This is a genomic window from Geitlerinema sp. PCC 7407, assembly GCF_000317045.1.
Taxonomy (GTDB): Bacteria; Cyanobacteriota; Cyanobacteriia; order PCC-7407; family PCC-7407; genus PCC-7407.
Genome location: NC_019703.1, coordinates 3,121,834 through 3,148,187, shown reverse-complemented (window position 1 = coordinate 3,148,187; position 26,354 = coordinate 3,121,834). Strand labels below are relative to the sequence as shown.

The 26,354-nt window shown below is 60.2% G+C and carries 23 protein-coding genes; 14 read left to right on the top strand and 9 right to left on the bottom strand.

Going from position 1 to position 26,354, the window contains the following annotated elements:
* Positions 1-130 precede the first annotated feature (130 nt).
* A complete protein-coding gene (locus tag GEI7407_RS19610; RefSeq protein WP_015172611.1) occupies positions 131-4,579 on the top strand; it encodes a CHAT domain-containing protein in 4,449 nt (1,482 codons plus the stop codon).
* A 28-nt stretch (positions 4,580-4,607) separates the two neighbouring features.
* On the opposite strand, the gene GEI7407_RS12810 is transcribed toward GEI7407_RS19610, so the two are convergent.
* The gene (locus tag GEI7407_RS12810; RefSeq protein ID WP_015172610.1) at positions 4,608-6,434 is read right to left on the bottom strand and encodes a ShlB/FhaC/HecB family hemolysin secretion/activation protein; all 1,827 of its coding nucleotides are present in this window, start codon (positions 6,432-6,434) and stop codon (positions 4,608-4,610) included.
* 394 nt (positions 6,435-6,828) lie between these two features.
* Here GEI7407_RS12810 and GEI7407_RS12805 point away from each other — a divergent pair, with 394 nt between their 5' ends.
* The gene (locus GEI7407_RS12805) at positions 6,829-7,980 is read left to right on the top strand and encodes an alanine--glyoxylate aminotransferase family protein (RefSeq protein WP_015172609.1); all 1,152 of its coding nucleotides are present in this window, start codon (positions 6,829-6,831) and stop codon (positions 7,978-7,980) included.
* A gap of 231 nt (positions 7,981-8,211) precedes the next feature.
* On the opposite strand, the gene GEI7407_RS12800 is transcribed toward GEI7407_RS12805, so the two are convergent.
* From GEI7407_RS12800 to GEI7407_RS12780, 5 genes are all read right to left on the bottom strand, one after another.
* Complete coding sequence (locus GEI7407_RS12800) at positions 8,212-8,406, bottom strand: DUF2949 domain-containing protein (RefSeq protein ID WP_015172608.1); 195 nt, start codon at positions 8,404-8,406, stop codon at positions 8,212-8,214.
* Between the two features lie 787 nt (positions 8,407-9,193).
* Positions 9,194-9,673, bottom strand: coding sequence for a DUF192 domain-containing protein (locus tag GEI7407_RS12795; RefSeq protein ID WP_015172607.1), 480 nt, complete (start codon positions 9,671-9,673; stop codon positions 9,194-9,196).
* A 144-nt stretch (positions 9,674-9,817) separates the two neighbouring features.
* Positions 9,818-10,516, bottom strand: a complete 699-nt coding sequence (gene nblR / locus GEI7407_RS12790) for a response regulator transcription factor NblR (protein ID WP_015172606.1) — start codon at positions 10,514-10,516, stop codon at positions 9,818-9,820.
* Positions 10,517-10,593: 77 nt separating this feature from the next.
* The gene (locus tag GEI7407_RS12785) at positions 10,594-11,511 is read right to left on the bottom strand and encodes an NAD(+) kinase (protein WP_015172605.1); all 918 of its coding nucleotides are present in this window, start codon (positions 11,509-11,511) and stop codon (positions 10,594-10,596) included.
* A gap of 239 nt (positions 11,512-11,750) precedes the next feature.
* Entirely contained in the window at positions 11,751-12,719 is a 969-nt protein-coding gene (locus GEI7407_RS12780) for an SDR family oxidoreductase (RefSeq protein WP_015172604.1), read from the bottom strand.
* 275 nt (positions 12,720-12,994) lie between these two features.
* On the opposite strand from GEI7407_RS12780, the gene GEI7407_RS12775 reads away from it, so the two are divergent.
* Entirely contained in the window at positions 12,995-13,408 is a 414-nt protein-coding gene (locus GEI7407_RS12775) for a helix-turn-helix transcriptional regulator (RefSeq protein WP_015172603.1), read from the top strand.
* Between the two features lie 29 nt (positions 13,409-13,437).
* Here the strand turns inward: GEI7407_RS12775 and GEI7407_RS12770 are convergent, their stop codons facing one another.
* Positions 13,438-13,542, bottom strand: a complete 105-nt coding sequence (locus GEI7407_RS12770) for a PetM family cytochrome b6-f complex subunit 7 (RefSeq protein WP_015172602.1) — start codon at positions 13,540-13,542, stop codon at positions 13,438-13,440.
* Positions 13,543-13,757: 215 nt separating this feature from the next.
* Between GEI7407_RS12770 and pdxA the strand changes: the two genes are divergently transcribed.
* Positions 13,758-14,825, top strand: a complete 1,068-nt coding sequence (gene pdxA / locus GEI7407_RS12765; protein WP_015172601.1) for a 4-hydroxythreonine-4-phosphate dehydrogenase PdxA — start codon at positions 13,758-13,760, stop codon at positions 14,823-14,825.
* Positions 14,826-15,255: 430 nt separating this feature from the next.
* Positions 15,256-15,477: a DUF4327 family protein gene (locus GEI7407_RS12760; protein ID WP_015172600.1), complete on the top strand. Its 222-nt coding sequence runs from the start codon at positions 15,256-15,258 to the stop codon at positions 15,475-15,477.
* 121 nt (positions 15,478-15,598) lie between these two features.
* Here the strand turns inward: GEI7407_RS12760 and GEI7407_RS12755 are convergent, their stop codons facing one another.
* On the bottom strand, positions 15,599-16,009 hold the full coding sequence (locus GEI7407_RS12755) for a hypothetical protein (RefSeq protein WP_015172599.1): 411 nt from the start codon (positions 16,007-16,009) through the stop codon (positions 15,599-15,601).
* 188 nt (positions 16,010-16,197) lie between these two features.
* Entirely contained in the window at positions 16,198-16,557 is a 360-nt protein-coding gene (locus GEI7407_RS12750) for a hypothetical protein (RefSeq protein ID WP_015172598.1), read from the bottom strand.
* A 241-nt stretch (positions 16,558-16,798) separates the two neighbouring features.
* Between GEI7407_RS12750 and GEI7407_RS19605 the strand changes: the two genes are divergently transcribed.
* From GEI7407_RS19605 to GEI7407_RS12705, 9 genes are all read left to right on the top strand, one after another.
* Complete coding sequence (locus GEI7407_RS19605; RefSeq protein WP_015172597.1) at positions 16,799-17,584, top strand: SPOR domain-containing protein; 786 nt, start codon at positions 16,799-16,801, stop codon at positions 17,582-17,584.
* A 37-nt stretch (positions 17,585-17,621) separates the two neighbouring features.
* Complete coding sequence (locus GEI7407_RS12740) at positions 17,622-19,187, top strand: bifunctional ADP-dependent NAD(P)H-hydrate dehydratase/NAD(P)H-hydrate epimerase (protein ID WP_015172596.1); 1,566 nt, start codon at positions 17,622-17,624, stop codon at positions 19,185-19,187.
* Between the two features lie 159 nt (positions 19,188-19,346).
* Entirely contained in the window at positions 19,347-20,294 is a 948-nt protein-coding gene (locus tag GEI7407_RS12735) for a GDSL-type esterase/lipase family protein (RefSeq protein ID WP_150109788.1), read from the top strand.
* A gap of 140 nt (positions 20,295-20,434) precedes the next feature.
* A complete protein-coding gene (locus GEI7407_RS12730) occupies positions 20,435-21,418 on the top strand; it encodes an alpha-ketoacid dehydrogenase subunit beta (protein WP_015172594.1) in 984 nt (327 codons plus the stop codon).
* 207 nt (positions 21,419-21,625) lie between these two features.
* Positions 21,626-23,038, top strand: coding sequence for a protein translocase subunit SecD (gene secD / locus GEI7407_RS12725; RefSeq protein ID WP_015172593.1), 1,413 nt, complete (start codon positions 21,626-21,628; stop codon positions 23,036-23,038).
* Positions 23,035-24,036, top strand: coding sequence for a protein translocase subunit SecF (gene secF / locus GEI7407_RS12720; protein ID WP_015172592.1), 1,002 nt, complete (start codon positions 23,035-23,037; stop codon positions 24,034-24,036). The genes secD and secF overlap by 4 nt, the downstream gene beginning before the upstream one ends.
* 99 nt (positions 24,037-24,135) lie before the next feature.
* On the top strand, positions 24,136-24,564 hold the full coding sequence (locus GEI7407_RS12715) for a hypothetical protein (protein ID WP_015172591.1): 429 nt from the start codon (positions 24,136-24,138) through the stop codon (positions 24,562-24,564).
* Positions 24,561-25,412 carry a Tab2/Atab2 family RNA-binding protein gene (locus GEI7407_RS12710; protein ID WP_015172590.1) on the top strand — a complete coding sequence of 284 codons (852 nt, stop codon included), beginning with the start codon at positions 24,561-24,563 and terminating at the stop codon, positions 25,410-25,412. Before GEI7407_RS12715 ends, GEI7407_RS12710 begins: the two co-directional genes overlap by 4 nt.
* Before the next feature lie 67 nt (positions 25,413-25,479).
* Positions 25,480-26,352, top strand: coding sequence for an S-methyl-5'-thioadenosine phosphorylase (locus GEI7407_RS12705; protein ID WP_015172589.1), 873 nt, complete (start codon positions 25,480-25,482; stop codon positions 26,350-26,352).
* The last annotated feature ends 2 nt before the right edge of the window (positions 26,353-26,354 follow it).

The window sequence follows — 26,354 nt, the reverse complement described above, 5'->3', positions numbered from 1 at the left end:
ATGGGTCCAGATTGAAGGGCGATCGCGCCTGGTTCTGAATCCTTGACCTGAATACTTTCCAGACTTTCTCGATGGAAGTGGTGCCGCTGCCTACAACCTTTTGGGCGATCGCCCGCGTTTTGTCACTGCCATGAACCTCCTCCCAAAACTCCTGCCTGCTCTGCTGATCGTCGCGCCTTTGATCAATACGGAGGCCGGCAAAGCCCAAGCTCAATCCATCCAGGCCAACCCCGACGGCACAAACACCCAGGTTCAGCTCAATCAAGGCCGCTATGACATCACGGGCGGGGCGCGATCGCGCGACGGCCAAAACCTCTTCCATAGCTTTAGTCAATTTGGGCTCACTGACGCCGAAACGGCCCGGTTCCTGACCAGCCCAGAAACCCAAAACATCCTGTCGCGCATCACCAGCGGCACGCCGTCGGAGATCAATGGCCTGCTGCAAGTCGTCGGCAGCAGCGCCCATCTCTACTTGCTCAATCCAGCGGGCATTGTCTTTGGGCCGAGCGCTCGCCTGGATATTCCCGGCTCCTTTACCGCTGCCACGGCTACCCACCTGAAGTTCGCCGAGGGCTGGTGGAGCGCCATCGGCAGCCAAGACTACGCCAACCTGGTCGGCAATCCCGAAAGCTTTGTCTTCCAGGTGGACCAGCCCGGCAGCTTGGTCAACGAGGGCACGCTGGCACCGGGCCAAAACCTGACCCTGCTGGGCGGCAGCGTGATCAGCACCGGAGCGCTCTTGACGCCCAATGGCCAGCTGGCGATCGCCGCTGTCCCGGGCCAGAGCACCGTTCGTCTCACTCAGCCCGGGGATGTCCTCAGCCTAGAAATTAGTCCCCACGACGCCGCGGTCAATCCAGTCCCCCTCGGCGGCACCTGGAATTTGCCGATCGCCAGCCTGCCCGAGCTGCTCACCGGCGGCCCTGCTCCCCACGCCACCAGCGTCACCGTAGACCCTGACGGCAGCGTCCGCCTCCAGGGCTCCAGCCTGGCCCTGCAGCCGGGAGACGTCACCCTGCGCCAAGCCAGCGGCCAAAACGTCCGGGTCCAGGCCACCGAAAGCATTAACCTGCTCGAAGGCACCTTCAGCGCTGCCCAAGACCTGACCCTCCAAGCCGATAACCGCATCTACATCCGAGACAGCGCCACGGTTCCTTTTCGGGCGCAGGCGGGCCGCGATCTCACCCTCCAGGGCCGCCAAGCCGTTGACATCCTTGCTCTCAACCACCTGGACATCACGCCCTTCGTCAGCGGCGAAGACATGCGCCTGATCAGCGACGGCCCCATCTCAGGCGATGCCCACTTCACGAGCGGCGGCGTCTTTGAACTCAGGAAGCTGGACGGGCGCCCGGGTGACTTCTTCAGCTACTACGACCCCATCATCAGCTCAGCCAACGATGTCTTTTTAGGTGACTACAACGGCGTGGCGCTGAAGATCGAGTCTGGTGGCAGCATCACCGCAGGCAACATTCGCATCACGGGGCCAGATATCGGCTTGACGGGTCAACCACCCAGCCCAGATATTACCCTCCTCACCACTCGTCCTGCCCTGATCTTGCGAGCTGGCCAGCCAACCCTGACGGCAGCTCCAGGTCCCGGCGTATTTACCCTGCCCCCCAATTCGCCACCTTTGGGAGGAACGATTTTTTCGACACCCGGAACTCTCTCTGCTGGCAATATCCAGGTGGGGGATATTGATACCTCTAGCAATATTGACTCTGATCCGGGCTCTGAATTTACAGCAGAAGTGTATGGCGGTCCTGTGATCCTCGAAGCCCGTGGGGGGCGAATCGTTGCAGGCAATATCAACACCAGCAGTAGCTATGTGGGCTTGCCTGGCCTGGGTGAAGCGGGCCGCGTTGACATCAATGCATCGGAGACCGTGCAGGTTGGCAACATTACGGCTACGGCGACCAATCCTTCGGCGAGTTCTGTGGTGCGAGGCGGGGAGGTTGTGATTCAGGGGGCTGGGGTCAAGACTGGCGCTTTGAATACGGGAGTGAACAGCTTTGGGTTTGTCTCTGCCCCCTATGTTGCTGGACCCGTCAATATCGTCTCCCGAGGCCCGATTGAGACGGGGGCGATCGACACAACTGCGGTTGCCTCTAGCGTGGTACCCCAGGTATCGGGGGGATCTGTGACCCTATCGGTGCTCCCTGGAAACCCTGGAGATGTCTTGTTTGAAAGTATCAACACCCAGGGCCGCATAAACGATTTGGATTCGGTTGCCAGCGGCGGGCCAGTCAGCATCACCGCTGAGGGAGTGGTGCGCGGAACGGGGACTCTGATTACCGGAGAGACGATTTTGACGGCGGCCCGTGACCAAGGAGGCTTTGTCAAAATCAGCCACAACGGTGGGCCGAATACGGGCGTGGACGATTCGCGCTTTATTGTCGGGAATGCGACGAGTAATGGTACGGCGGGCTCGATCGACAGCCGATCGACTGCACCAGGAACTGGGGTGCTGATCACAGGGCAGACGTTTCCGGCTCCGGGAACCCCGATTCCGAACAACACGGATTCGGATCTGGGGGACCCCAATGTGGATGGGGTGCGCATTACCTATCGCAATACGGCTCCAACGCTTTCGGCGGCGAATCCTACGGTGGGAGATGCGGAGGCTGGCAGCGTTTTTACGTTCTCCGCATCGGCTCTAGGCTTGTCGCCGGGAGACGCAAATCCTGAAGATCTGCCGACGGTGGCGGGTGAGTCCTACATTATTGACTCGGTGGCTCCGGGGGTAATCGTGCGGGTCAATGGCAGCTCGATTTCGCCGGGGATAACGCGGCTGAGTCCAACGGATGTGGTGGAATACCAAGCGCCGCCGGGGGTCACGGGGACGCTGCCGCTCTTTACGCTGCGGGCTACCGATCGCGTTTCCCTATCGGCGCCTATCCAGATTTCAGTGAATGTGGTGATAACACCGCCACCGCCACCGCCACCGCCACCACCGCCACCGCCACCACCACCACCACCACCACCACCGCCAACCCCATCTCCTGAGCCAACCCCTGAACCAACCCCAACTCCATCTCCTGAGCCAACCCCTGAACCAACCCCAACTCCGTCTCCTGAGCCAACTCCAACCCCGTCTCCCGAGCCTGAGGTCCGTAGACCTAGACCGCCTCAGGAACCGGTGCGATCGCCCATTAATGTGGCGACAAGGGTTCCGGTTGCGGAGGTTGATACGGCGATCGCCTCTCGTGAAAGCCGTCTGACCAATGAGTTTGCCGACCATCTGGGCATCCCGATCGAGACGCCCCCGGTGACGCTGGACGAGGCACGGGAAATCTTGCGCGACATCGAGGACAATACGGGCGCGCGGCCTGCGTTGGTCTATCTCAGCTTTTTGCCCGAGGGCCAAGTGCTGGCCAGAACTGGCGCCCCCGGCCAAGCAACGGCCCTAGATCCAGAAAAAGCCTTTGGCAGTGGGGGCGGCAGCGCCAACCGCGCAGGCCAAATGGAGTGGCAGTTTGGCGCGATCGCCCAGGCTTTGTCTTCGGAGGCGACTTCGGAGTTTGAGCCCCAGGACAGCGATCAGCTGGAGGTGTTGGTGGTGACGGCGGAGGGAGAGCCGATCTTCCAGCGGATCCCAGAGGCGACGCGATCGCGGGTGATGGCGATCGCCGCCGATCTGCGGGCCGCCGTTGCCAGCCCCGATTCCACCAGCTCCGATGACTACCTGCTGCCGGCCCAGCAGCTCCATGAATGGATCATTGAGCCGGTGCTCCTGAGGCTCGAGCAGCGCCGAATCAACAATCTGGTGTTCCTCATGGAGCCCGGCTTGCGATCGACCCCCATGGCGGCGCTCCACAACGGTCAGCAGTTCTTGGTGGAAGAATTCAGCGTTGGGATGATGCCCAGCCTCTCCCTGACCGATACCCGCTATCGTGACATTCGCGATACCCAGGTCCTCGGCATGGGCGTGTCCGAGAGCACCCAAGAGCAGCCGCCTCTGCCAGCGGTGCCGGCGGAACTGGCGGCTATCGAGCAGCTCTGGCAAGGACGGGCGCTGCTCAATGAGTCCTTCACCATCGATCGCCTCAAGGCCCTGCGCACCGAGCGGCCCTACGGCATCATTCACCTGGCAACCCATGCGGACTTTGAGCCTGGGCCGCTGGCCAACTCCTACGTGCAGTTTTGGAACAGCCGCCTCAAGCTAGACCAGCTGCGCACCCTGGGGCTGGCGAATCCGCCGGTAGAGCTGCTGGTGCTCAGCGCCTGCCGAACGGCTCTGGGGAACGAAGAAGCAGAGCTCGGCTTTGCGGGCTTTGCGGTGAAGGCCGGGGTCAAAAGCGCGATCGCCAGTCTGTGGTTTGTCAACGATGCGGCAACAGCGGGCCTGATGACAGAGTTCTACGGCCATCTGCGGACAGCCCCCATCAAAGCAGAAGCCCTGCGCAGGGCTCAGCTGGCCATGGCCCAGGGGCAAATCACCCTTGAAGACGGCAAGCTGCAAGGGTTGGAGTTCTTGCCAGCGGTCGAGCTGCCGCCAGAGAGTGCCGACTTGGTGAGCGATCGCGTGCTGTCTCACCCTTACTACTGGGCCGGTTTCACCCTGATCGGGAACCCCTGGTAAAAGCGACAACGGCGTTACCCAGAGCGACCTAGGGCGTGTAGCGGACACTAAAGTAGAAGCTCTCGTCCTGGGCGTTTTGGGTGCGATCGCTCAGCTCGATAAACGGCACCGCGTAGTCTAGGCGAATCGTCAGACCGGGCAGCGCCTCCCACTGTAGTCCCAGGCCCGCCGCCGCCAAAAAGGTCTGGTCCGCCAGCCGATTGGGATTATTCGAAGTGTTCCAAACCTTGCCCACATCCACAAAGGGAGCCAGCTGCACAGTGGGGCTGCCGGTTTCATTGCGAACGATGGCGATCCGGTCCTCCACCGAAAAGCGAAAGCCGTTGTCCCCGGAGCGGGCATTTTGCCGAAAGCCGCGCAGGGACTGGCCGCCCCCGATCACAAACTGCTGAGACGGCAGCAGGGTATCAGGCGTCAGCTGAAGGTCAGCCTGCACGATCAGCAGGTTGCTGTCATTGAGGATCTGGACCCGCTGGGCCTGGCCCAGCCAGCTCACAAAGCGCCCGTCGGGCGTGGGGTCGTCGTTGATCGTGGCGTCCAAGATATCCAGGCCCAGGTTGAACTGCGATCGCAAGGCCCAAGCGCCGCCCACGTCCCGGCGCACGTAGTCTTGACCAAGCTTGAGCACGCGCGTGCGGCTAAAGCCATCGGCGTCGGGACCGATGCCAAAGGGCGTGGGCTGATTGTCAAACAAAAACGTCTGGCCGTTTTGCAGCGTGAAGCCCAGGGACAGGGCTAGCTCTTCGCGGGGCGATCGCACCAGGGGCTGCCGAAAGCTCACCTCATAGAGCTCCGTCTCCCCCCGAATCCCAAAACCTGCAAAGGCCGGGTCAATAATCTCATTGTTGTTGGGAGCTGCCCGCAGAGCCAGGGTTCCCTCGCGGGCATTCAGCGGAATCTGGTAGCTGAAGTCAAAGACATTGGCGCCGCCTGCCGTGGTGCGATTGTAGGCTGCCGCTAGCTCATCGCCGTTGCCTGTGAGATTGCGATGGCGCAGCGCGATGCCCATGCGCTCCGAGCCAACGCTGGGAGGCGAGTAGTTGTCAACGCTAAAAGTTGCCTGAAATGGATTTGCTTCGACCACCCGCACCGACAGCAGGCTGCGCCCTATTTGCTTGCCCGATCGCAGGCTGGCCTCCACATTTGCAAAGAGCGGGTTGAGCTTGAGGAGGCGCAGCTGGTCTTCGAGGCGATTTTTGTTCAGGGGCTGGCCGGTGCCCAGGCGAATGCGATCGCGGACGTAGTCCGCCCTCACCCGCTGGTTGCCCTCGACAATAATGTCCTCGACGCTGCCCTCAATCACCTGAATCTGGACGATGCCATTGCTCACCGTCTGGTCGCCAACAATGGCCCGCGAAGTAATATAGCCCTCGCCAAGATAGAGTTCGGTGATTTTGTCGGCGGCTTGGCGCAGCGCCTCAAGGGTGACTTGGCGGCCTTCTAGCGGACCGACGATCGCCTCGAAATCGGCTTCTTCAAAGACCGTGCTGCCAACCACCTGCACCTGCTCGACAGCAATCAGGGGGCTCGCCTCTTCTGCGGGGGTCTCCTCTGCGGGAGTCTCGGGTGCCAGCGTGTCCTCCTCGAGGAGCGGCTCCTCCTCTAGCAGGGGCTCGTCTTCCGGCAGGATAGTCTCGGGGTCTGTCGGGAGGGTCTCTGGCAGGCCCGGTGACGGCAGTAGGCGATCGCGGTTAGGGTCCGGCACCTGGGCGATCGCGTCTTGCGCCATGCCCGGCTCTCGCTCCGGAGGGTCCGCGGTGCCCTGGGCGATCGCCTCCGAGCTGACCCCCAGCCCCCAACACCCAGTCAACAGCGCCGCTCGCCACCAAGATCTCGCTCCATATCCCCAATTCATAAACCCTTCTCCCCACCGCTGATCAGCGATGACTACCAGCGTTTTTAAGCTCACTCTACGCACCCGCTAACCCTTGATCCGTTTAGATAAGGGCAGCTTGTGGCAGAAAATAGATATTTCTACGGTTGTCTTTTGTAATTTAGTGGGAGCGAAGGGCGATCGCCGCCATTTTTCACGCCACTGTAATTTTTCGTCGCCCACTCCTGGGTTGCCCGCTCCTGCCTCTTTTGCGAGGGCCTATCATCCCCCCCAAATTCAGGCCCTGAGGCTGCCGAATTTTTCCTTAAATCCCTTTCCCAGACTCGTCATCCTCCCCTAAGCCGAAAGGAGCGAGTTATGCGATCCTGGATCATACGCCAAAATTTTAGATGCCTCACACGGTTGGACAGAACCAATGGATGACAAGTTAATGCTGATGATTCCCGGCCCCACACCGGTGCCGGAGCAAGTTCTGCTGGCGATGGCAAAGCACCCCATCGGTCACCGCAGCGGAGACTTCAACAAGATTATGGCGGAGGTCACCGAAGGCCTCAAATGGCTGCACCAAACCCAAAACGACGTGCTCGTGCTAGCCTCCAGCGGTACCGGCGCCATGGAAGCGGGAATCATCAACTTCCTGAGCCCGGGCGATCGCGTTTTGGTGGGCAACAACGGTAAGTTTGGCGAGCGCTGGGGCGAAGTCTGCGAAGCCTACGGTCTGACGGTCCAGGCGATCACCGCCGAGTGGGGCAAGCCCCTCGACCCCGAGCAATTCCGCGCTGCTCTAGAAGCGGACACCAACAAGGAAATCCGGGCGGTCATCATCACCCACAGTGAGACCTCCACCGGCGTCCTCAACGATCTCGAAGCCATCAACCGCCACGTGAAAGCCCACGGCCAAGCGTTGATGATCGTAGACGCGGTGACCAGCCTCGGCGCTGTGAACGTGCCCATCGATGAATGGGGCCTCGACGTCGTCGCCTCCGGCTCCCAGAAAGGCTACATGCTGCCGCCGGGTCTCGGCTTTGTGAGCGTCAGCGCCAAAGCGTGGGACGCCTACAAAACCGCAAAACTGCCCCGCTTCTATCTGGATCTGGGCAAGTACCGCAAAGACGCCGCCAAGAACAGTACGCCCTTCACGCCGCCGGTGAATTTGTTCTTTGGCTTGCAGGCAGCCCTGCGGATCATGAAAGCCGAGGGTCTCGAGAATATCTTTGCTCGCCACCAGCGCCAAATGCAGGCGACTCGCGCCGCCATGCGGGCGTGCGATCTGCCGCTGTTTGCGCCGGATGAGGCAGCGAGCCCAGCTATCACGGCGGTCATGCCCCAATCGGTGGACGCAGAGCAAATCCGCTCAGCGATGCGTAAGCGCTTTGACATCGCGCTAGCGGGCGGCCAAGACCACCTCAAGGGCAAGATCTTCCGGGTGGGTCACCTCGGTTTTGTGAGCGATCGCGATATTCTGACGGCGATCGCGGCCCTCGAAGCCACCCTGCAAGACCTCGGTCACCAGACCTTTACCTCGGGCGCTGGGGTTGCTGCTGCGGCCAAAGTGCTGATCGGCTAAAGCCCAACTAGGCACAAAACCCATAAACACAAAAAAGCGGATTCAACCGAATCCGCTTTTTTGCATAGAACCAAACATTGCAGCATATCAGCACGAGACTTGCCTCCCCCTTGCCGGATGACTGTTTGACGGCTGACCAACCACGAGAATTTGTTAGGAGTTAGACCAAAATTTCTGAAAAGCTTTTTCGGTCTGCTAATGACAGTTGCTAGACTGTCTCTCCGTTCCTCTCTAAGCCGCCGTCTCTAGCCAGTCATAAATGCGATTGAGCTGATCAAGGGTTACAAGGCCGTACTGCCAAAGCACCATGGGCAAGGGGCCAGGATCTTGGGCGCAGTGCCGCAGGGCCATCTCGATGGAGGAAGAAGATAAGGCTAAATCCTCCCGAAGAAACCGGATCAGTTGTGAATAGCTTGCAGGAGTCACGACTAAAACTCACCTCCCGAAAACATTGGTTGTCTCTACCCTCTTGTATGTGTTGATTGAGCTTGTATTGTGTCGCAGCGATCGCCGCTTGCAGAAAACTGCTCAGCCAGTCTTTAAGCTGTCCACAGTGTGCCACTGCCAACACCCCCAGACCTCCGACCTAAGCTAGAGAAGCAGAGCCTCCAGCGTCAGAGATTCAGCGACTTCTAGCAGCAGACCTACAGCAAGATCGAGAGACTTGCGCTGCTCTTCGCAAGTCCTCAGCAGACCAAGAAACGCTTGGTCCCAATGCTCTTTACCGATCAGATGCGATGCTTGCAAAAGCAACACCGCGATCGCCTCACACCAAAGACCTCACACCCGCCGCTTGAGAAATTCCCGAGACTGTCGTCGCACGGCGTAGGCAAAGACTACACCAACCCGCAGCGCCATATCGGAAATTTCGCTCGGCGAAAGAACGAATCAAAATTCCTGGTCAGGCTTGTCTCTAGGACACTCGATTCTGCTGTTCAGCACAGCTAGCCATGTGACCTATTGGCCTTAAATCTGAGCAGGAATCACCACTCCGATTAAAGTCTTCCCAAAGCATAGACGAAGATCTCCCAACCTGAGCAAAACCCAGTGTGAAGAATCTACGCTCATAAACTCCGGATGCGCCCGGATGAACCCTGGGGCCGACTTGGACTGCAAGCGTAGCAAATTCCAACCGGGTTTGTATAGGTCTAATTATGAGTAGTTTAGTGTTTTTTTGTAAACTTTCTCAAAAAAAGCTCTCAAAAAGCAGACATCACGGCGAAATTGCTTCAATGCTGACGCGATCGCCCACTTCTAGACCGAGCTCGGCGGCTCTGCCAGCTCGCAGCTCGATCACTTGGTCAATCAGAGCTGTCGGGCCGTAGGTGGGGCAGCTTGGGGTGGTGCAGGGGGGCACCTCAGCCGCGATCGCCTTCACCTCACCGTTGTACACAAACACCATATCCAGCGGCACCGGCACATTGCGCATCCAGAACTGCACCGGTCGGGCCGGCTCAAAGGGAAACAGCATCCCTCGATTGGCCGGAAGGGCTGGCCGGAACATCAGCCCCGTTGCTTGCTCTGCCGAAGTCCTCGCCACCTCCAGGCGGATGATCGCTTGACCGATGCGCGCCTGAGCCGAAACGGGGAGCAGCTGAGCACCTGCCGGAAGCGTGCTCTCGAGAATCTGCTCTGCCGAATCTGTGTCTGGGGGTAGCTCGGTCGCTGGAGCAGAGCAGCCCATGAGCAGCATCGTGAGTCCCAGCGCAGTGCTCCGAAGAAACAGATGAGGGCGATCGCCCGATCGGTTAGTCATGCTAGATGAATCAAAAAATCTATCAACGCAAAGGGATTGACCGCAGGCGAGGCTGAGAAGTTTCGATCGCGCCGATTTTGGTTAAGGTTCACGCAGCACATAGCCCACGCCGCGCACAGTCTGAATTAGCCGTTTTTCGCCTTCGTCCTCGATTTTCAGCCGCAGATAGCGAATATAGACCTCAATCACGTTGGATTCGCCCATGAAGTCGTAGCCCCAGACATTCTCTAGGATTTGCTCCCGCGTCAGGACCTCCCGTGGATGCTCCATCAGGTACTTCAGCAGGTCAAATTCTTTCATCGTCAGGTCGATGGTGCGTCCATTGCGCAGCACTCGCCGGGTAGCCAGGTCCAGGACCAGTTCCCCAAAGCGAAGCTGCTCATTGCCGGTGGTCTCGGGCCGCAGATAGAGCCGCAGCAGCCGCAAGAACTCTTCGGTGCGATAGGGCTTGAGGAAATAGTCGTCGGCTCCTGCTTCGAGGCAGGCGATGCGGTCTTCGACGGTGTCGCGCGCCATCAGCAGCAGGACCGGCACCCGAAAGCCCAATCCCCGCAGCTGCGTGCAAAACTGGAGCCCTGACTCACCCCCCAGCATGCGATCGACCACTACCATGGCGGGCTGGAGCTGCGAGAGCTGCTGGAGTCCAGTGCTGGCGTCGTGGGCCACGACGGCGTCGTACCCTGCTTCTTTGAGATCCAGACTCATGTGCTGGGCAAGCAGATCATCGGCCTCGAGCAGCAAAATGCAAGGATCATGGACAGCGGAAGCCGGGAGATTCATAGGCCTGAGGAGAGCGGCAGCAAAAAGGGCGATCGCGCGATCGCCTCAACCGAATTTTATCTGGTTTCTAGGCAAGGCTAGGGCAGCTCGACCGAGGTTGGCTTGGCGATGTGGGGTAGGCCCCAGCCCAGCTTTTCGCGCAGCACTTGAAAAAACTCAGGGGCTTGCAGACGAATAAATCGAGCGTTGTAGGGCGATCGCTCGACCTGCACCCGATCATCGGGCATCACATAGCAACCGGCGTTGCCGTCCACCACCATCACCAAGCGATCGAGGTTGGCAGGGAAGATCTGCACCACTTCCTGATCATCAAACACCAGCGCTCGCGAAGCCAACGAGTGAGGGCAGATCGGCACCAGCTGTAGGACAGAAACCCCAGGCGTTACTACAGGCCCCCCGGCCGACAGCGAATAGGCCGTCGAGCCCGTGGGCGTCGAAAGAATAATCCCGTCGGCGGCAATATCGACGGGGGCATGACGACCAATGCCAATCTCAAAGTGGCACATGCTCGTCAGTGGCTCCCGGTGCAGCACCATCTCGTTGAGGCACAGAGCCTCCCACAGCAGGCGATCGCGCCGGAACACCTGCACCGCCAGCATACTGCGGGTCTCCACCTCGTACTCTCCCGCCAGCATCTGATCGATGGCCGTTGAGAGCTGATTGATGTAGACCTCCGTCAAGAACCCCATATGGCCTGTGTTGACCGTCAGCAGGGGAATCCCGAGGGGAGCTATTTGCCGAAAGGCCGACAGGACCGTGCCGTCTCCCCCCAGCACGATCGCAAACTGAATTTCTTCGTCAAAACCTGGCGGAACCAGACTCTCAATGGGAATACGACAAGCCTCGCCCTCTAGCTCGGAGTAGCCCAGAATCCCCCCCAAACCGGTGGCGAGACAAACTTCCCATCCCTGGTCTATGAGCTTGCTGTGTAACTCTTCTGCGGTTCGACAGGCAACAGGCTTAACGTCGTTGTAAATAATGCCAACCTTGGGCACGCTTGTGATCCAACGTCTAAATGAAGGTCTAAAAAAGGGGCGATCGCCCAAATAGTGGGGATTCTTCAACCTCAATGCAGAATTCTAATTCCTCAATGGGTCACGCTCATACCAACTATGAACGCCACTGCAAGAGAGAATTCTTCACTTTGAAAGAAGCCCCACTCATTCAAGCTTAATCTTACCGCACCCTTCCCGAGCCACAGTGCCTAGAGGGTGCTATCTCTCAAAAGCTGCCCTTAGAAAGGCAGTTTCTTTTTGCTCTGTTTCTTGGCCGAGACTTCGTAATCTAGCTCTTTTAGCTTCTTAATAATGCGGGCAAAATACTCCTGCATGTAGGCTTCTAGAGTCGTAGTTTCCTGGCGATCGATCCCAAAAGTCTCGTACACCTCGTCCATCGGTGCCGTAAAGGGTTCTCCGTCGGCGATCACTTCCACAAAGGCCAGTCGGTCCGCCAAGTTTTGGCCCCACTGGAAGAAGCGCGCAATGCGGCGAACGCCGCGCACCAGGCCCGTCGGCATGCGAGCCACCTTCGCGTCTTGGCCCGAAAGCCGCTCGCACAGGCGAATGATTTCGTAGCCTCCCCAGGGTCGAGTGCCCACCACGGGGAAGATGCGGTTCTCGGTGGCCGGGACCGACAGCGATCGCACCGCAAACTTGGCGATGTCGAGGGTGTCCATGTAGGCGATGGGGGCCGCTTCTCCGGTCACCCAAACCGTTTGGCCTTCCAAAACCGGAATGGCGTACTGGGCAATCAGACCCTGCATGAAGCCGCAGGGCCGCAGAATCGTGTAGTTGAGCCCCGACTCCGCCAGAAATTTCTCCGTGCAGTGCTTGATGTCCATCAGCGGCACGTCGGGATGCTGGTCGCACTCCAAGATCGAGAAAAAGACAAAGCGCTTGATGTTGGCAGCCTTGGCTGCCTGGATCAAGGCGACTTTACCGTCCCAGTCGACCTTCTGCATCCGCTGACTGTCGGTGGGGCGAGTGGTCGCCGCATCGATCACGATGTCCATGCCTTCGAGGGTGGGCGGCAGACTTTCGGGATTGCACAGATTGGCCTCGACCAACTCAGCGCCCCACTCCCGCAAGAACGAGGCCTTTTTGAAATTTCTCACCAGACAGCGCACCTTATATCCCTCATCGAGGGCGCGCCGCGTAACTTGTCTTCCTAAAGTGCCCGTGGCACCCACCACCAGTACATTCATGAGGGATAAGGATGATTCGTTAACTTTTTATAAGATGTTATCAGAAATCCTTGTCCCCCTTTCAGAAATGCGCTGAGAAGACCAAAACTCGAAGGCCTGACGGACCTGCGACCCAAGCTGTGACCCACGGGGCGATCGCCTGCGCCCGCTCAGCTACCAGCGCACAGGGGCATCCGAGCCCGGCCGTCTGCCTGCCAGAAAGATTAAAGTAGGATTGGGGCTGCTGAGCCCGTCCAAAGTTTTGGCCGCTGGTCCGATGCGTTTTGAGATGTGCAATGTCTAATCCCAAACCTGTGCTTTCAACGTCTGCGGATGCCGTTCAGGCTTCGGAGAGTCTGAACTGCGACGTTCAGCATCCGGTCAATCTGGAGCAGGTTCGACAACTGCACCGAGAAATTTTGAGTCAAGAAAAGGCTCAGCGAATGGCTGAGTTTTTTGGTTTGCTGGGGGACGCCAACCGCCTGCGCATTGTGTCGGCGCTGGCTATGCAAGAGCTGTGCGTCTGTGACCTAGCGGCGATCGTCAAAATGAGCGAGTCTGCGGTGTCGCACCAGCTGCGGGCGCTGCGATCGATCCGACTGGTGGGCTACCGGAAGCAAGGGCGAAACGTGTTTTATCGCCTCAAGGACAGCCACGTGCTGAATTTGTATCGAGAGGTGGCGGAGCACCTGGATGAACCGGAGGACTGAGCAGTGCTCCGGCTCATACTGACGAGAAATTAGCCTTCTGCGCCTTTCTGAATTTTCAGAAGCAGGAAACCAGCGGACAGGCCCACCAGAATCAGGCTGGCGGATAGAAAGGCGGCGGTGAACATTTCGCCCATTGCAGTATTCGCTCCTCTCAGTAGCTGCGTGAAAACAGGCTCCCTGGGTTCTAGAATGCGGCGAAAGTCGCCTGAACGCCGGGGGCTGCACCCAGTATTTTAGGTCAATCAGGGCTGGAATAGTTGGTTTGTGGCCCGCTGGAGCGGTGCTGCTGGCTGGCCTCCTCGGCTGGGCCAACGGAGTTTGGGATAGGTCAATCTTCAGGAGAACGGGTATGAACGGGCAGCATCGGGAACAAGAGCAGGTTCGGTTGGCGGTCACCCTCGGAGATCCTGCGGGTATCGGGCCTGAGGTGCTGCTCAAGGCGCTGTCTCAGCCGCTGCCAGGGGCTCAGGTGACGGTGGTGGGCCAGCGATCGCTCCTGGAAACGACCTACGAGCACCTGCGTCGCCAGCACCCCGATCTGCCGCTGGCTGACCCGGCAACCCTGGCGGTCCTGGAGGTGCCGACTCCCCTGAGCACGCTGACCTGGGGTCAAGAAAGCGCAGCCACGGGCGCAGCCAGCTTCGCGTACCTGGAGACGGCGATCGCTCGGGCCGTTGCTGGCGAGTTCCAGGGAATCGTCACCGGCCCCATCGCCAAGTCCGCCTGGAAAGCAGCTGGTCATCACTATCCCGGCCAAACAGAGCTGCTGGCTGAGCGGGGCGGCGCCCCGCGCTACGGCATGCTCTTCGTGGCGCGATCGCCCCATACAGGCTGGATCCTGCGCACCCTCTTGGCCACCACCCACATTCCCCTGCGCCAGGTGCCCGACGCCCTCACCCCGGAGCTGCTCGATCAGAAGCTGGAGCTGCTGCTAGGGTGCCTGGACCAAGACTTTGGCCTCAAAACGCCGCGCATTGCCGTTGCCGGCCTCAACCCCCACAGCGGCGAGCAGGGGCAGCTGGGCCGAGAAGAAGTGGAGTGGCTGGGACCTTGGCTAGAGCGATCGCGCCAGCGCTGGCCCCACGTCCAGATTGAGGGACCGATTCCCCCCGACACGCTGTGGGTCAAGCCCGGCCAGGCCTGGTTTGGCCCCGCAGGCGCGATCGCCCACGACGGCTACCTCGCCCTCTATCACGACCAGGGCCTCATTCCCGTCAAGCTGATGGCCTTCGATCGCGCCGTCAACACCTCCATCGGCTTGCCCTTCGTGCGCACCTCTCCGGACCACGGCACCGCCTTTGATATCGCTGGCCGGGGAATCGCTAGCCCCGCCAGTATGAAAGCGGCCCTAGACCTAGCGGTAGATCTGTGTGTCCAGCGCCGCCAGGGCGTCTCTCAACCTGCGATCGCCTCTTAAGCTTGGAAGGTGCAGGCGATCGCAACTTTAGAAAATGTTTCAGGCCCCGAACTTTTGGGAGTTGTGTGTTTCTGTTTTGATCTGAAGCGCCCCAGGCGATCGCTGCCACAATAGTTCTAGAGGTTCCTCTTGGCCTGAAACTTTGGAACTTCTTAAGAATTTCTATCGTTCAAATAAGCGAATTTAAACTTTCTAGAACTGCCAAAAGCCGCTGCGGATTGTATCAAAGGTGGCACATTTTGTAGAAATTATAATGTCAGAGAGTTCTGACTCTCTTAACGGTTATTAATATAATTGAGAGAGGGGTAGCGTAAGAATAAAAACTGGTTAGTATACTCGATTACAAAAGGCACAGCTCGCCCAAAGCTTTACCGTTGGTTTCGCTACCCCGTCTCGATTTGTTAGCTCGCTACAGACATGAGGGTGAACCATGATTCAATCTGTCCAATACTCCTTAAATGTAATTCAGGACGAAGCGCGTCAGCTTGTGCACAAAGGGGTAGTTAGCCGCAAACAGCCGATTTACGTTCTGTGCCAGTTCATCCCGCCTCGGGAGTGGGCCTTGGTGGAGTGCGAACTAGAGCGTAATGATTTCTTGTTGCGCGATCCGATTTGTGACTTGCTCGGCCACGAAGAGTGGGAAAACGATTAGATTCCAAAGGTGTGAGGCTTCTAAAAATTGAATAGTTTTCATTGGGAAAACGCCCTGTACTTGATAAAAGTGCAGGGCGTTTTTGGGAATCAAGATGCAGTTGTTTTGCCGGGGCGATCGCCTACTGTCCGGAGTCAGATTCTTGGTTTCTGAGGGCTTCGAGCTCGGCCCGGATGGCTGCAAGCTGAGCGGTCAGCTCTTGCAGCTCTAGCTGCGTGTCCGGCGAGGCTGCCGAGGGCGGAGCGACCACGGTGGTGGTGCTGCCGTAGTCGTATCCGGTACTCTCGGCGGGGCTGGAGGCGGCGCGATCGCCCTGGCGGAAAATGCTGTCCACAAAGTTGCGGGCTTCCTGCTCGGTGACGCTGCCCTTTTCGGCCCACTCTTGGGCTAGCTGATCAAACTCGGTCCGCAGCTTGGAGAGGTTGGCATCACGCCGTTGGGGATCTTGCAGGATCTCAACTAGGGAAGCTGTCGCGCCGAGGGTGACGCGAAAACCTCGCTGGAGTAACTGAAGTACGGTGTCGGAGTTCATCGAGGTTATGTCGGTATTTTGAATGGGGCAGGGAGGGGGTGACAGCGAAACGCGAAGCGTGGGATGCCCAAGAATGAGGGTCTAGGGGCGATCGCCTGCTGTCAGTGTGAGCCTGAGCCTGCCTCGATTCTACAAAACTCTTCTGAGAATGCTGGTTGTGGGTGAGCTTTCTAGCCAAAAGGTCCGTTTTAGCCAGCCTGCTCGAGATAAAAGTTGACGTCCTCGATCACGCGGCTCAGCTCGGCTTCGGTGGTGAGGCGAATGCGCTCGTCCCGGATGGTGATCAGGACCTTGGCAGCGAAGGGGCTGGGCCAAATATTGGGATTGCAGAAGATCTCGAGAAAGACGTCGCCGGTGTGGCGATACTCGATGGGCTCCTGGGGATTGGGGCGGCCGGGGGTGCCGGGGGTGGCTTGGGCGGCGATCGTCTTGAGACGACTCATCAGCGTGCTGAGGGCCGCTTGCAAATCGCGGGCGGCCTCCGGCGTGAAGCTAAGGGAAACCGAGCCTTCGGTGAGATTGAGTTTGAGCGGGGAAAGATGGCTCATGGGGGCTATGGGGCGGCGAAGCGCAAAAGAACAGCGAGACGGATCCAAAACGCCTTGAGGACTTTGGTCCTTCTGGGGTTTTAGTGTAGTGGGTTTTGGCCAAGGGGCGTCAGGGGCCAAAAATCTGGGGCGATTGCCCTCTGGCAGCCAGGGCAGGGTTTTGCCAAACTCCCGTGCTACACTGGCTGCAAATTTTCCCATGCCCTAGGGGAGTTCCTCAAAAATCATTGGGTTCGAAGTCATGGTGAGTCACCACAATGGGTGCCAAGTTGGGCCGCTACGTTTTGGGCTAAAGCTGCGCCTGCTCGCGGGGGCAGCGGTGGTTTCGGGTGCGTTGGGGGCGATCGCGGAGGGGGCGATCGCAGAAACCCCTCTCCTCAAAAGCCAGCTCATCGCTCAGGATGTGTTTCAGGGTCTGCCGCCGCCGCCAGAACTCACGCCCTTGCCCTCGGTGACCGTGCCCTCGGACCCGTCGGCTGCTCCCGCCGCTGCCCCTCGGGAAATTGAATTTTCTGCGCCCCTGCCGACGACCGCGCCGTCGCTGAGCCCCGCCACCCCGGCTGGCCTGCCCGGACGCTATTTCGTGCTGATCAGCGGCGATAGCGATCTGCTGCTGGGGCAGGTGCGGCGCGTGGAGCCGGAGGCCTTCCGCAAGACCTATAAAGGACGCACGGTGATTCAGGCAGGCACCTTCAACAGCCGCGAAAACGCCGCCCAGCGAGCGGCCCAGCTCCAGGCCCAGGGCATTCGCTCGAACCTGATCTCGGTCTCGGGGGACGGCGGAGAGGACTTTGGGTCGGTGGCCCAGGGCTACTATGTGGTGATTCCGGCCGATCGCGCCCTGCTGCCGTCCATTGCCGAAACGGTGCGCCGTGCCGGGGTCAGTGGCCAGGTGCTCCAGCGCACGGCACCTTTGGGACCTCATGTGGCGGTCGGTCCCTTCGGCGATCGCGACGCGGCGGAGCGCTCCATGAACGCCCTCAAGGGGATCGGCCTCCCCAACGCGCGGGTCTATTTCGATCGGTAACTGAACGAACTGAACAACGCTTGAGCGCCCCATCGCCATGCAGGACCGAGCGGCTCAACTTCAAACCTTTGTGGTGACGGCCCAGCAGATGCGCGCCATCGAGTCGCGGGTGTTTGCGGCGGGGATGCCGGTCGCGGCCCTAATGGAAAAGGTCGCTGGCCAGGTGGCGCGCCGAATTCAGGTGCTCTACCCCCAGCCTGCAACGCGCCGGGTGGGAGTGCTGGTGGGGCCGGGGCACAATGGCGGCGATGGGCTGGTGGTGGCGCGGGAGCTGCTGTTTCGGGGGTATGAGGTGCGTCTGTGGCAGCCCATCGCTAAGCTAAAAGACTTGACGGCTCAGCACGCCCGCTATGTCCAGAGCCTGGGCGCTTCGGTGAGCGATCGCCCCGAGAGCCTGGACGGCGTGGATTTGATTGTGGATGGGCTGTTTGGCTTTGGGCTGGAGCGCCCGATCGACGGGGATTTGGCGGCGGCGATCGCCCACCTCAACGCCCTGCCGTGCCCCGTAGTCAGCATTGACCTGCCGTCCGGTCTGCACACCGACACCGGCGAGGCCCTGGGCACCGCAATCTGTGCCGATCGCACCCTGTGTTTGGGCCTCTGGAAGCTGGGCTTGCTCCAGGATCGCGCCCTGGCCTTTGTTGGAGAAACAGAGCTAGTTGACTTTGATCTGCCCCTAGCGGACATCGCGGCGGTGCTATCAGAGTCGCCTGGGCTGCGCCGGATCACCCCAGAAGTCGCTCTTTCGGGGCTGCCGCTGGTCCGCCAGCCCTCCACTCACAAGTATCGCCAGGGCCACGTCCTGCTGGTGTGCGGGTCTCGGCAGTACCTGGGGGCGATGCTGCTGACGGCGCTGGGGGCGCGGGCGACGGGGGTGGGTATGGTGTCCATGGCGGTGCCGGAGTCCGCGAAGCCCTGGCTGGTGAGCCGCCTGCCCGAGGTGGTGGCCTACGGCTGCCCGGAAACCGAGAGCGGGGCGATCGCCCAATTGCCCAGTCTCGACTTGGCGAAATTCCAGGCGATCGCCTGTGGACCGGGCCTGACCCTGGACGCAGCGGGCGTTATGAGAACGCTTTTGGAGAGCGATCGCCCCTTGGTCCTCGACGCAGACGGCCTGAACTTGCTGGCCCAAATCGATCCCATCGCCACCCTGCGATCGCGATCGGCCCCGACGGTGCTGACCCCCCACACTGGCGAATTTCAGCGGCTGTTTCCCGAGACCGGCTGGGATCGCGAAAACCGGCCCCAGGCGGCCCAGGCTGCGGCCCAGGCCACGGGTGCAACCATTTTGCTTAAGGGTGCGCGAACGGCGATCGCCAGCCCCCAAGGCCCCGTCTGGATCAATCCCGAGAGCACGCCCGCCCTGGCTCGGGGCGGCAGCGGCGATGTCTTGACCGGGCTGATCGGTGGCCTGATGGCCCAGGGACTCGCCAAAGGGATCGCCCCGGAGGCGAGCGTGCGCAGCGCCGCCTGGTGGCATGCCCAGGCGGCATGCCGAGCGGCTCAGGAGCGCACCGTCCTGGGCGTGGATCCGGTGACCCTGACCGAGGCCCTGATCCCGACGCTGCGGGACTGGGCGGCGATCGCCCGTCCCCCGATGTAACAGAGTTGTTGCGGCGCTTTGGGCCAGCGAGGAAATCCGGCAACTGTCCTGACTGCGGAAGAAACCCGTGTCAAAAGAGAAACAGGCGATCGCTCCGTGGTCTGCCAAGATTTGCAGCTCAGGAGCGATCGCCCCGCGTCGTTTCACCAGCAATTGCCCATGAGTGGTTTGGAACTCCTGGCTCTGACCGAAGCCCAGCTTGCTGCTTCTGCCTCTGCGTCCGCTCCCGATCCGGTGCCCATTCTCCAGACTGCTCCCAAGACCCTTCCGGAGCCCGCTGTTCCCGCTAATCCGCCAGCCCCCGCCGGTGTGGCGATTCAGCCCGAGTTTGGCGCTCTGCCGCCCGGCCGCTCGGACTTCACGCCCCTAGCGCCGCCCCAGGTAATTCCGCGGCCTCGCTCCGGCAGCCAGCTCTTTGTCCAGCGCTGGGCCGCCCTGCGGGCGGGCCGGCTCTACACCCGTTTGCCCAGTGACAGCTTTCAGGATCTGTGGTCTCGGGCGACCCGCCAGCCCACCCACGAAGACTGGAAGCGTCTCCTGGCCCAAGAAGCGCGGGTGGTCGCCCAGAGTCAGGGCCGCAGCCGCCTGTCGGTCCTGGTGGGAGACTCCCTCACCCTGTGGCTGCCCCCGGAGGACTTGGCGGGCGATCGCCTCTGGCTCAACCAAAGCATCTCCGGCGAGACCTCGGCCCACGTCCTGAGCCGTCTGCAAAACTTCGCCCAGACGCGGCCCGACACGATCTACGTGATGGCGGGGGTCAATGACCTCAAGCAAGGTGCCTCAGACAACACCGTCCTGTGGAATCTGCGGGTGATCATGCGGCGACTGCGCCAAACCCACCCCTCTGCCCAAATCGTCGTGCAGTCGATTTTGCCCACGCGCCTAGACCGGATTCCAGGCGATCGCGTGGCGCGCCTCAATCAGCGCCTCGCCGCGATCGCCCGCCAAGAAAACGCCCAGTACCTCGATCTCTACTCTGCCTTTGCAGACTTTGATGGCAACCTGCGCCCCGAACTCACGACCGACGGCCTTCACCTAAGCGCCCAAGGCTACCAGCTCTGGCAGCAGCGATTGCAGCAGTCCCAGTGGACCATTGCTCAGTCCTAGCGGCGACTTTCCCCCAAGGGCGATCCCTCGAAGATCCCCGCTCATCGCAGCGAAACCCCCGGTTAAGGGGTAAAATCTTAGACTGCATCAAAATTCGTGCAACCACTCGACGTAGACCGTAGCCGCTGACGAGGTTATAGATGGCAGAAACCTTCATGTTCAACGCCCTTCGCGAGGCTGTCGACGAAGAAATGGCCCGCGATCCGTCTGTGTTTGTCCTGGGGGAAGACGTCGGTCACTACGGCGGTTCCTACAAGGTCACCAAGGATCTGTATAAGAAATACGGCGACTTGCGGGTCCTCGACACCCCGATCGCCGAAAACAGCTTTACCGGCATGGCCGTTGGCGCCGCCATGACTGGCCTGCGCCCCATCATCGAGGGCATGAACATGGGCTTTTTGCTCCTGGCCTTCAACCAAATCGCCAACAACGCCGGGATGCTCCGCTATACCTCGGGCGGCAACTACAAAATCCCCATGGTGATTCGCGGACCGGGCGGTGTCGGTCGTCAGCTCGGCGCTGAGCACTCCCAGCGCCTCGAGGCTTACTTCCAGGCCGTCCCTGGCCTCAAGATCGTTGCTTGCTCCACGGCCTACAACGCCAAAGGCCTGCTCAAAGCCGCCATCCGAGACGACAACCCGGTGCTCTTCTTCGAGCACGTCCTCCTGTACAACCTCAAGGAAAACCTGCCCGACGAGGAGTATGTCCTGCCCCTCGACAAAGCAGAGATCGTCCGGCGCGGCAAGGATGTCACCATCCTCACCTATTCCCGGATGCGCCACCACGTCACCCAGGCGCTCAAAACCCTCGAAAAAGAAGGCTTTGACCCGGAAGTCATCGACTTGATTTCCCTCAAGCCGCTGGACTTTGACACCATTGGCGAATCCATTCGCAAAACTCACCGCGTCATCGTGGTTGAGGAGTGCATGCGGACTGGCGGAATCGGTGCAGAAATCGTCGCCTCCATCAACGATCGCTTCTTTGATGAGCTCGATGCCCCGGTACTGCGGATGTCCTCCCAGGACATCCCGACTCCCTACAACGGTGCTTTGGAGCGGCTGACCATTGTGCAGCCTGAGGACATCGTAGAGGCCGTCCGCAAGATGGTGGCTCTGCGCGTCTAGATCAGCTGAGCGCTGGGTGGGGCCAGCGCTATCGTTGGCCCTATCCTTAAGATGAAAATGATCAAAAGAAACCTTGGGTCTGACGGCTTTTAGCCGCCCAAGTTAGAAAGATTTGTGGCCTAGGGGTCCGCTTGGGAGCTGCTTTGGGCAGTCCTAGGCGCTCTGAGGAGCCACTGTAAGATAGCTGTTATCGCTGCGGGACTTGGTATGGGAAAACAGCGTTCTGTTTTGATTTTAATTTTCGCCCTCATTTTGGCGGCGATCGCCCTTTTGTTTTGGCCCAATGAAAATGGCAAGCGAGAATTCTTGCCCCTGGGCCTCGATTTGCGCGGCGGAGCGCAGCTCACCATTCAGCTCAACCCCTCGGAGAACGTGAAAGAAATCACGCCCGAGGTCCTCGAAGGGGTGAAGCGGGTGATCGAAAACCGCGTCAACGGTTTGGGCGTTTCAGAACCGATTATTCAGACCTCGGGCAGTGACCAGATCGTGGTGCAGCTGCCGGGCGTCAGCAATCCGGAGCAGGCGGAGCGAGTCTTGGGCGGCACGGCTCAGCTCGACTTCCGTCGTCAGCGACCTGGCACCGAAGGCCAACTGCAAGCAGAGCTGCTGGTGCGCCAAGAGCTCGAGAAAAATCTGGCCGAGGCTCGGCAGGCTGACGATCTGGCGAAAATCGAAGAAGTTCAGGCTGCTTTGCGTCGCAGCAATGAGGCGATCGAGCCGCTGTTTGAGAAGGTGGGCCTCAATGGTGAAAACCTGACCGATGCGAGCCCCCAGCCGACTGGCGCGGGCGATCGCTGGGAAGTGGCCATTGTCTTTGACGGGCAAGGCGGCGATCGCTTTGCGGAGCTCACCAAGTCCTTGGCGGGCACGGGGCGCAGCATCGGCATCTTCTTGGATGAAGTGCTGATTAGCGCACCTACCGTGGGCGTCGAATTTGCCCAGACCGGAATCGCGGGCGGTCGCGCCGTGATCACCGGCAGCTTCAACGCGGAGAGGGCCACGGACCTGGCGGTCCAGCTGCGCGGGGGCGCTTTGCCTGTGCCCGTCGAGATCGTGGAAAACCGGACCGTGGGCGCTACCCTGGGCCGCGACAGCATCAACCGTAGCCTCTACGCGGGTATCGGCGGCTTGGTGCTGGTCTTAATCTTCATGGGCGTTTACTACCGCTTGCCGGGACTCGTCGCGAATCTGTCTCTGCTGATCTACGCCCTATTGACCCTGGCGGCGTTCAAGCTCGTGGGCGTGACCCTCACCCTACCGGGAATTGCAGGCTTCATTCTCAGCATCGGGATGGCTGTCGACGCCAACGTCTTGATTTTTGAGCGGATGCGGGAAGAGCTGCGCGTCGGCAAAACCCTCTTCCGCTCCGTGGAATCTGGATTTTACCGCGCCTTCTCGAGCATTCTGGACAGTAACGTGACTACCCTGATTGCTTGTGGAGCGCTGTTTTGGCTGGGCTCCGGCCTGGTCAAAGGCTTTGCGCTGACCCTGGCGATCGGCGTCCTGACGAGCATGTTCACAGCCGTTACCTGTAGCCGCACCTTGCTGCTGTTTGCCATTAGCATGCCGTCTTTGCGGAAGCCGGCCTGGTACTGCCCCAAGCTGGAGGTGACAGGATGAAACTAGAAATCAACAAAAACCGCCGCTACTGGTGGGTGAGCTCGGTCGCGATTTTGCTGGGCGGTTTGTTGGCGATGGGGATTTCTTGGGCCACCATCGGCACGCCCCTGCGGCCTGGACTGGACTTTGTGGGCGGGACGCGGGTGCAGCTAGAGCTCGACTGCACCGTCCCCAACAACTGCACGCAGCCAAACTCCAACGAGCCCAAGGCGATTGACCCGGCGGCGGTGCGCCAGATTCTAGATCAAAAAGATCTGACTGGGAGCATTCAGGTCACTGGCGAGAATCGCCAGGGCGTTTTGATCCAGACGACGAGCCTCTCTCCTGAGGAGCGACTGGAGCTCCAGGGACTCCTAGAGCAGGAGTTGGGAACCTTTGACACGGAGCGATCGCAGATTGACTCCGTGGGTCCGACCCTGGGTCGCCAGCTCTTTATCTCCGGCATGCTGGCGCTGATCATTTCCTTCGTTGGCATCATCGTCTACCTGACCTTCCGCTTCCAGTTTGACTACGCTTTCTTCGCCATCGTGGCTCTAGTCCATGATGTCCTGCTGACGGTCGGCGTCTTCGCCATTTTGGGCCTGACCTTGGGAACTGAGGTTGACAGCCTCTTTATCGTGGCGCTGCTCACGATTATTGGTTTCTCGGTCAATGACACAGTGGTCATCTATGACCGGGTGCGAGAGGTCATCCAGCAAAACCCAACCAAGCACATTGCTGAGGTTGTGGACGATGCGGTTAACCAAACACTGACGCGCTCGATCAATACCTCTTTGACCACGATTTTGCCCCTGGTGGCGATTTTCTGGTTTGGCGGATCGACGCTCAAGTACTTCTCCCTGGCGCTGATTATTGGCTTTTTGACAGGGGTGTACTCCAGTATCTTTATCGCTAGCTCCATGCTGGCCTGGTGGCGAGAGCGCACTGGCCGCACGACGCTGCAGCCAGTGGTGGCGACAGAAGGTCCGGCTGAAGAGACGACGGCTGAAGAGTCCTAAACGATCGATCGCGCGATCGCCCTTGGGTTGCCAGGCGGCGATCGCGCTTTTGCTCCTGGCTGCCGAAATTTTGAAGGCAATTGCTGAACGCGCGTGACTATGCCTGCGCCCTTCCCTGATCCCTACCTGCACTTCAAGGCTGTTGAGCCGGACCTCCGGCTGCAGGCGTGGCGCCTGCACCGAATCACGGTGGGCTTGCGGTGGCTGTGGGTGGGGATCTTGTGGATGACGATCGCGCCAGCGAGTCTGTGGCGGCTGCGGGGCGAATTTGCTCTGTGGCGCGAGTACTTTACCTGGTCAGCAGTGCGCTATGGCTTGGTGTACCATCCGGTGGCGACCTTGGGCATCGCTTTCTGCATTGGTATGCTGCTGTCGGTCTTGGTCTGGCAGAGCCGAAATATTCTGTTTGATCTGCCGCGTGTTGAGCAGCGACGCCTAGAAAAACAGGTGCGCAAAATTCGGCACCAGGGTCCGGTGCACCCGCTGTGGCGCTGGGTCTGGTCCCCCTACGATCCCCAACTGAAATGACGATCTGGGAAGCGGATTTTTATCGTCGTCCGCTGCGAAACGCGGCGGGCCAGCCTCTCTGGGAGCTGCTGCTCTGTGATCAGCAGCGGCAGCTGATCTTGAGTGCGATGTGCCCTCAGCCGGACGCAACGGCGGCTTGGCTCACGGGGCAGCTGCGATCGCACTTTGCGGCGGGAGTGACGCCTCCAGAGCGCCTGCGGGTGTTTCGGCCCCAGTCCCTGAGCCTGCTCCAGGTGGCCTGCGAGCCCTTAGGAATCGCTGTCGAAGGAACGCGGCGCACCCCGGCCATCAAGGCAGCGCTGCTGGCGCGCGCCTCGGCCTACGCCCAGATGCCGGAGTATTCCAGCGAAGCGTACCAGCCCCTCTACATCGAGAAAGCGCCCCCTGCGCCTTTGCCCGAGACGCTGTGGGGCGATCGCTGGCGGTTTGGGGCGATGGCCGCTGGGGATCTGATTTCGGTCTTTCGGCATCGCCCGGTGCCGATTTTGGAGATGCCCACGGAGCTGCTGCCGGTGCAGCTGGGGCTGGCCTCCACGACCCCCATTCCGGGCGTCATCCTCGAAGGCGGTCGGCGATCGCTCCAGATTGCCCGCTGGCTCCAGGCCCATCAGCCCGTGTCGCTCCACTACCGGACGGGCGACCCGGACGGCCTGATCCTCGAAGCGGGCCTGAGCGATCGCTGGGTGATCGCCACGACCACAGACCCCGACATGGCCGCAGCGGCTCGCACCTACGAGGAGCGCCAGCAGGCCAGCCAGGGACTGCACTTTTTGCTGATTGAGCCTGACGACTCGGGCCAGACCTCCACGGCCTTTTGGCTTCTGCGCCCCGATCCCTTTGGCTCCTAGACTGCGCCAAACCACGGGATTGTAGAATGGCTACGGTTATCACCCTCTCAAGCGAACTGAAGAATTTATGGCGCAGGCAAAGATTGGCATTATCGGGGGCAGCGGCCTTTACAAGATGGAAGCCCTCAAGGACATTGAGGAAGTGCGGGTCGAGACGCCCTTTGGCGATCCCTCGGATGCGCTGATCGTCGGAACTCTGGATGGCACGCGGGTGGCCTTTTTGGCGCGCCACGGTCGCAACCACCACCTCACCCCCACTGAGCTTCCCTTCCGGGCCAATATCTACGCCATGAAGAGCCTGGGCGTTGAGTACTTGATTTCGGCGTCGGCCGTGGGCTCTCTCAAGCAAGAAGCCAAGCCCCTCGACATGGTGATCCCGGATCAGTTTATTGACCGGACCCGCAACCGGATTTCGACCTTCTTTGGGGACGGCATCGTGGCCCACATCGCCTTTGGCGATCCGGTGTGCGGCCACCTGGCTAAAATCCTGGCAGAGGCGGTCGAGAGCCTGGATCTGCCGGAGGTGACGCTGCACAAGGGCGGCACCTATGTTTGCATGGAGGGGCCAGCTTTCTCGACTAAGGCGGAGTCGAATCTGTACCGCAGCTGGGGCGCCACGGTGATCGGCATGACCAATGTGCCGGAGGCCAAGCTGGCGCGCGAAGCGGAAATCGCCTATGCGACTCTGGCGCTGGTGACGGACTACGACTGCTGGCACCCCGACCACGACAGCGTGACGGTGGATATGGTGGTCGCCAACCTGCACCGCAACGCCACCAATGCCCAGCAGGTGATTCGCGAGACGGTGCGCCGCCTGAGCGAAAATCCGCCGGTCTCTGAGGCCCACTCGGCGCTGAAGTACGCGATTTTGACGCCGCTGGACAAGGTGCCCGCAGCGACCAAAGAGCGGATGAAGCTGCTGCTGCAAAAGTATCTCTAATG

Coding starts and splice junctions, on each gene's coding strand:
- GEI7407_RS12805 (WP_015172609.1), top strand. CDS start 6,829: ATGGATGACAAGTTAATGCTGATGATTCCCGGCCCCACACCGGTGCCG.
- pdxA (WP_015172601.1), top strand. CDS start 13,758: ATGAACGGGCAGCATCGGGAACAAGAGCAGGTTCGGTTGGCGGTCACC.
- secD (WP_015172593.1), top strand. CDS start 21,626: ATGGGAAAACAGCGTTCTGTTTTGATTTTAATTTTCGCCCTCATTTTG.
- GEI7407_RS12780 (WP_015172604.1), bottom strand. CDS start 12,719: ATGAATGTACTGGTGGTGGGTGCCACGGGCACTTTAGGAAGACAAGTT.
- secF (WP_015172592.1), top strand. CDS start 23,035: ATGAAACTAGAAATCAACAAAAACCGCCGCTACTGGTGGGTGAGCTCG.
- GEI7407_RS12770 (WP_015172602.1), bottom strand. CDS start 13,542: ATGGGCGAAATGTTCACCGCCGCCTTTCTATCCGCCAGCCTGATTCTG.
- GEI7407_RS12760 (WP_015172600.1), top strand. CDS start 15,256: ATGATTCAATCTGTCCAATACTCCTTAAATGTAATTCAGGACGAAGCG.
- GEI7407_RS19605 (WP_015172597.1), top strand. CDS start 16,799: ATGGTGAGTCACCACAATGGGTGCCAAGTTGGGCCGCTACGTTTTGGG.
- GEI7407_RS12710 (WP_015172590.1), top strand. CDS start 24,561: ATGACGATCTGGGAAGCGGATTTTTATCGTCGTCCGCTGCGAAACGCG.
- GEI7407_RS12735 (WP_150109788.1), top strand. CDS start 19,347: ATGAGTGGTTTGGAACTCCTGGCTCTGACCGAAGCCCAGCTTGCTGCT.
- GEI7407_RS12740 (WP_015172596.1), top strand. CDS start 17,622: ATGCAGGACCGAGCGGCTCAACTTCAAACCTTTGTGGTGACGGCCCAG.
- GEI7407_RS12750 (WP_015172598.1), bottom strand. CDS start 16,557: ATGAGCCATCTTTCCCCGCTCAAACTCAATCTCACCGAAGGCTCGGTT.
- GEI7407_RS12705 (WP_015172589.1), top strand. CDS start 25,480: ATGGCGCAGGCAAAGATTGGCATTATCGGGGGCAGCGGCCTTTACAAG.
- GEI7407_RS12730 (WP_015172594.1), top strand. CDS start 20,435: ATGGCAGAAACCTTCATGTTCAACGCCCTTCGCGAGGCTGTCGACGAA.
- GEI7407_RS12775 (WP_015172603.1), top strand. CDS start 12,995: ATGTCTAATCCCAAACCTGTGCTTTCAACGTCTGCGGATGCCGTTCAG.
- GEI7407_RS19610 (WP_015172611.1), top strand. CDS start 131: ATGAACCTCCTCCCAAAACTCCTGCCTGCTCTGCTGATCGTCGCGCCT.
- GEI7407_RS12795 (WP_015172607.1), bottom strand. CDS start 9,673: ATGCTGCTCATGGGCTGCTCTGCTCCAGCGACCGAGCTACCCCCAGAC.
- nblR (WP_015172606.1), bottom strand. CDS start 10,516: ATGAATCTCCCGGCTTCCGCTGTCCATGATCCTTGCATTTTGCTGCTC.
- GEI7407_RS12715 (WP_015172591.1), top strand. CDS start 24,136: ATGCCTGCGCCCTTCCCTGATCCCTACCTGCACTTCAAGGCTGTTGAG.
- GEI7407_RS12810 (WP_015172610.1), bottom strand. CDS start 6,434: ATGAATTGGGGATATGGAGCGAGATCTTGGTGGCGAGCGGCGCTGTTG.
- GEI7407_RS12755 (WP_015172599.1), bottom strand. CDS start 16,009: ATGAACTCCGACACCGTACTTCAGTTACTCCAGCGAGGTTTTCGCGTC.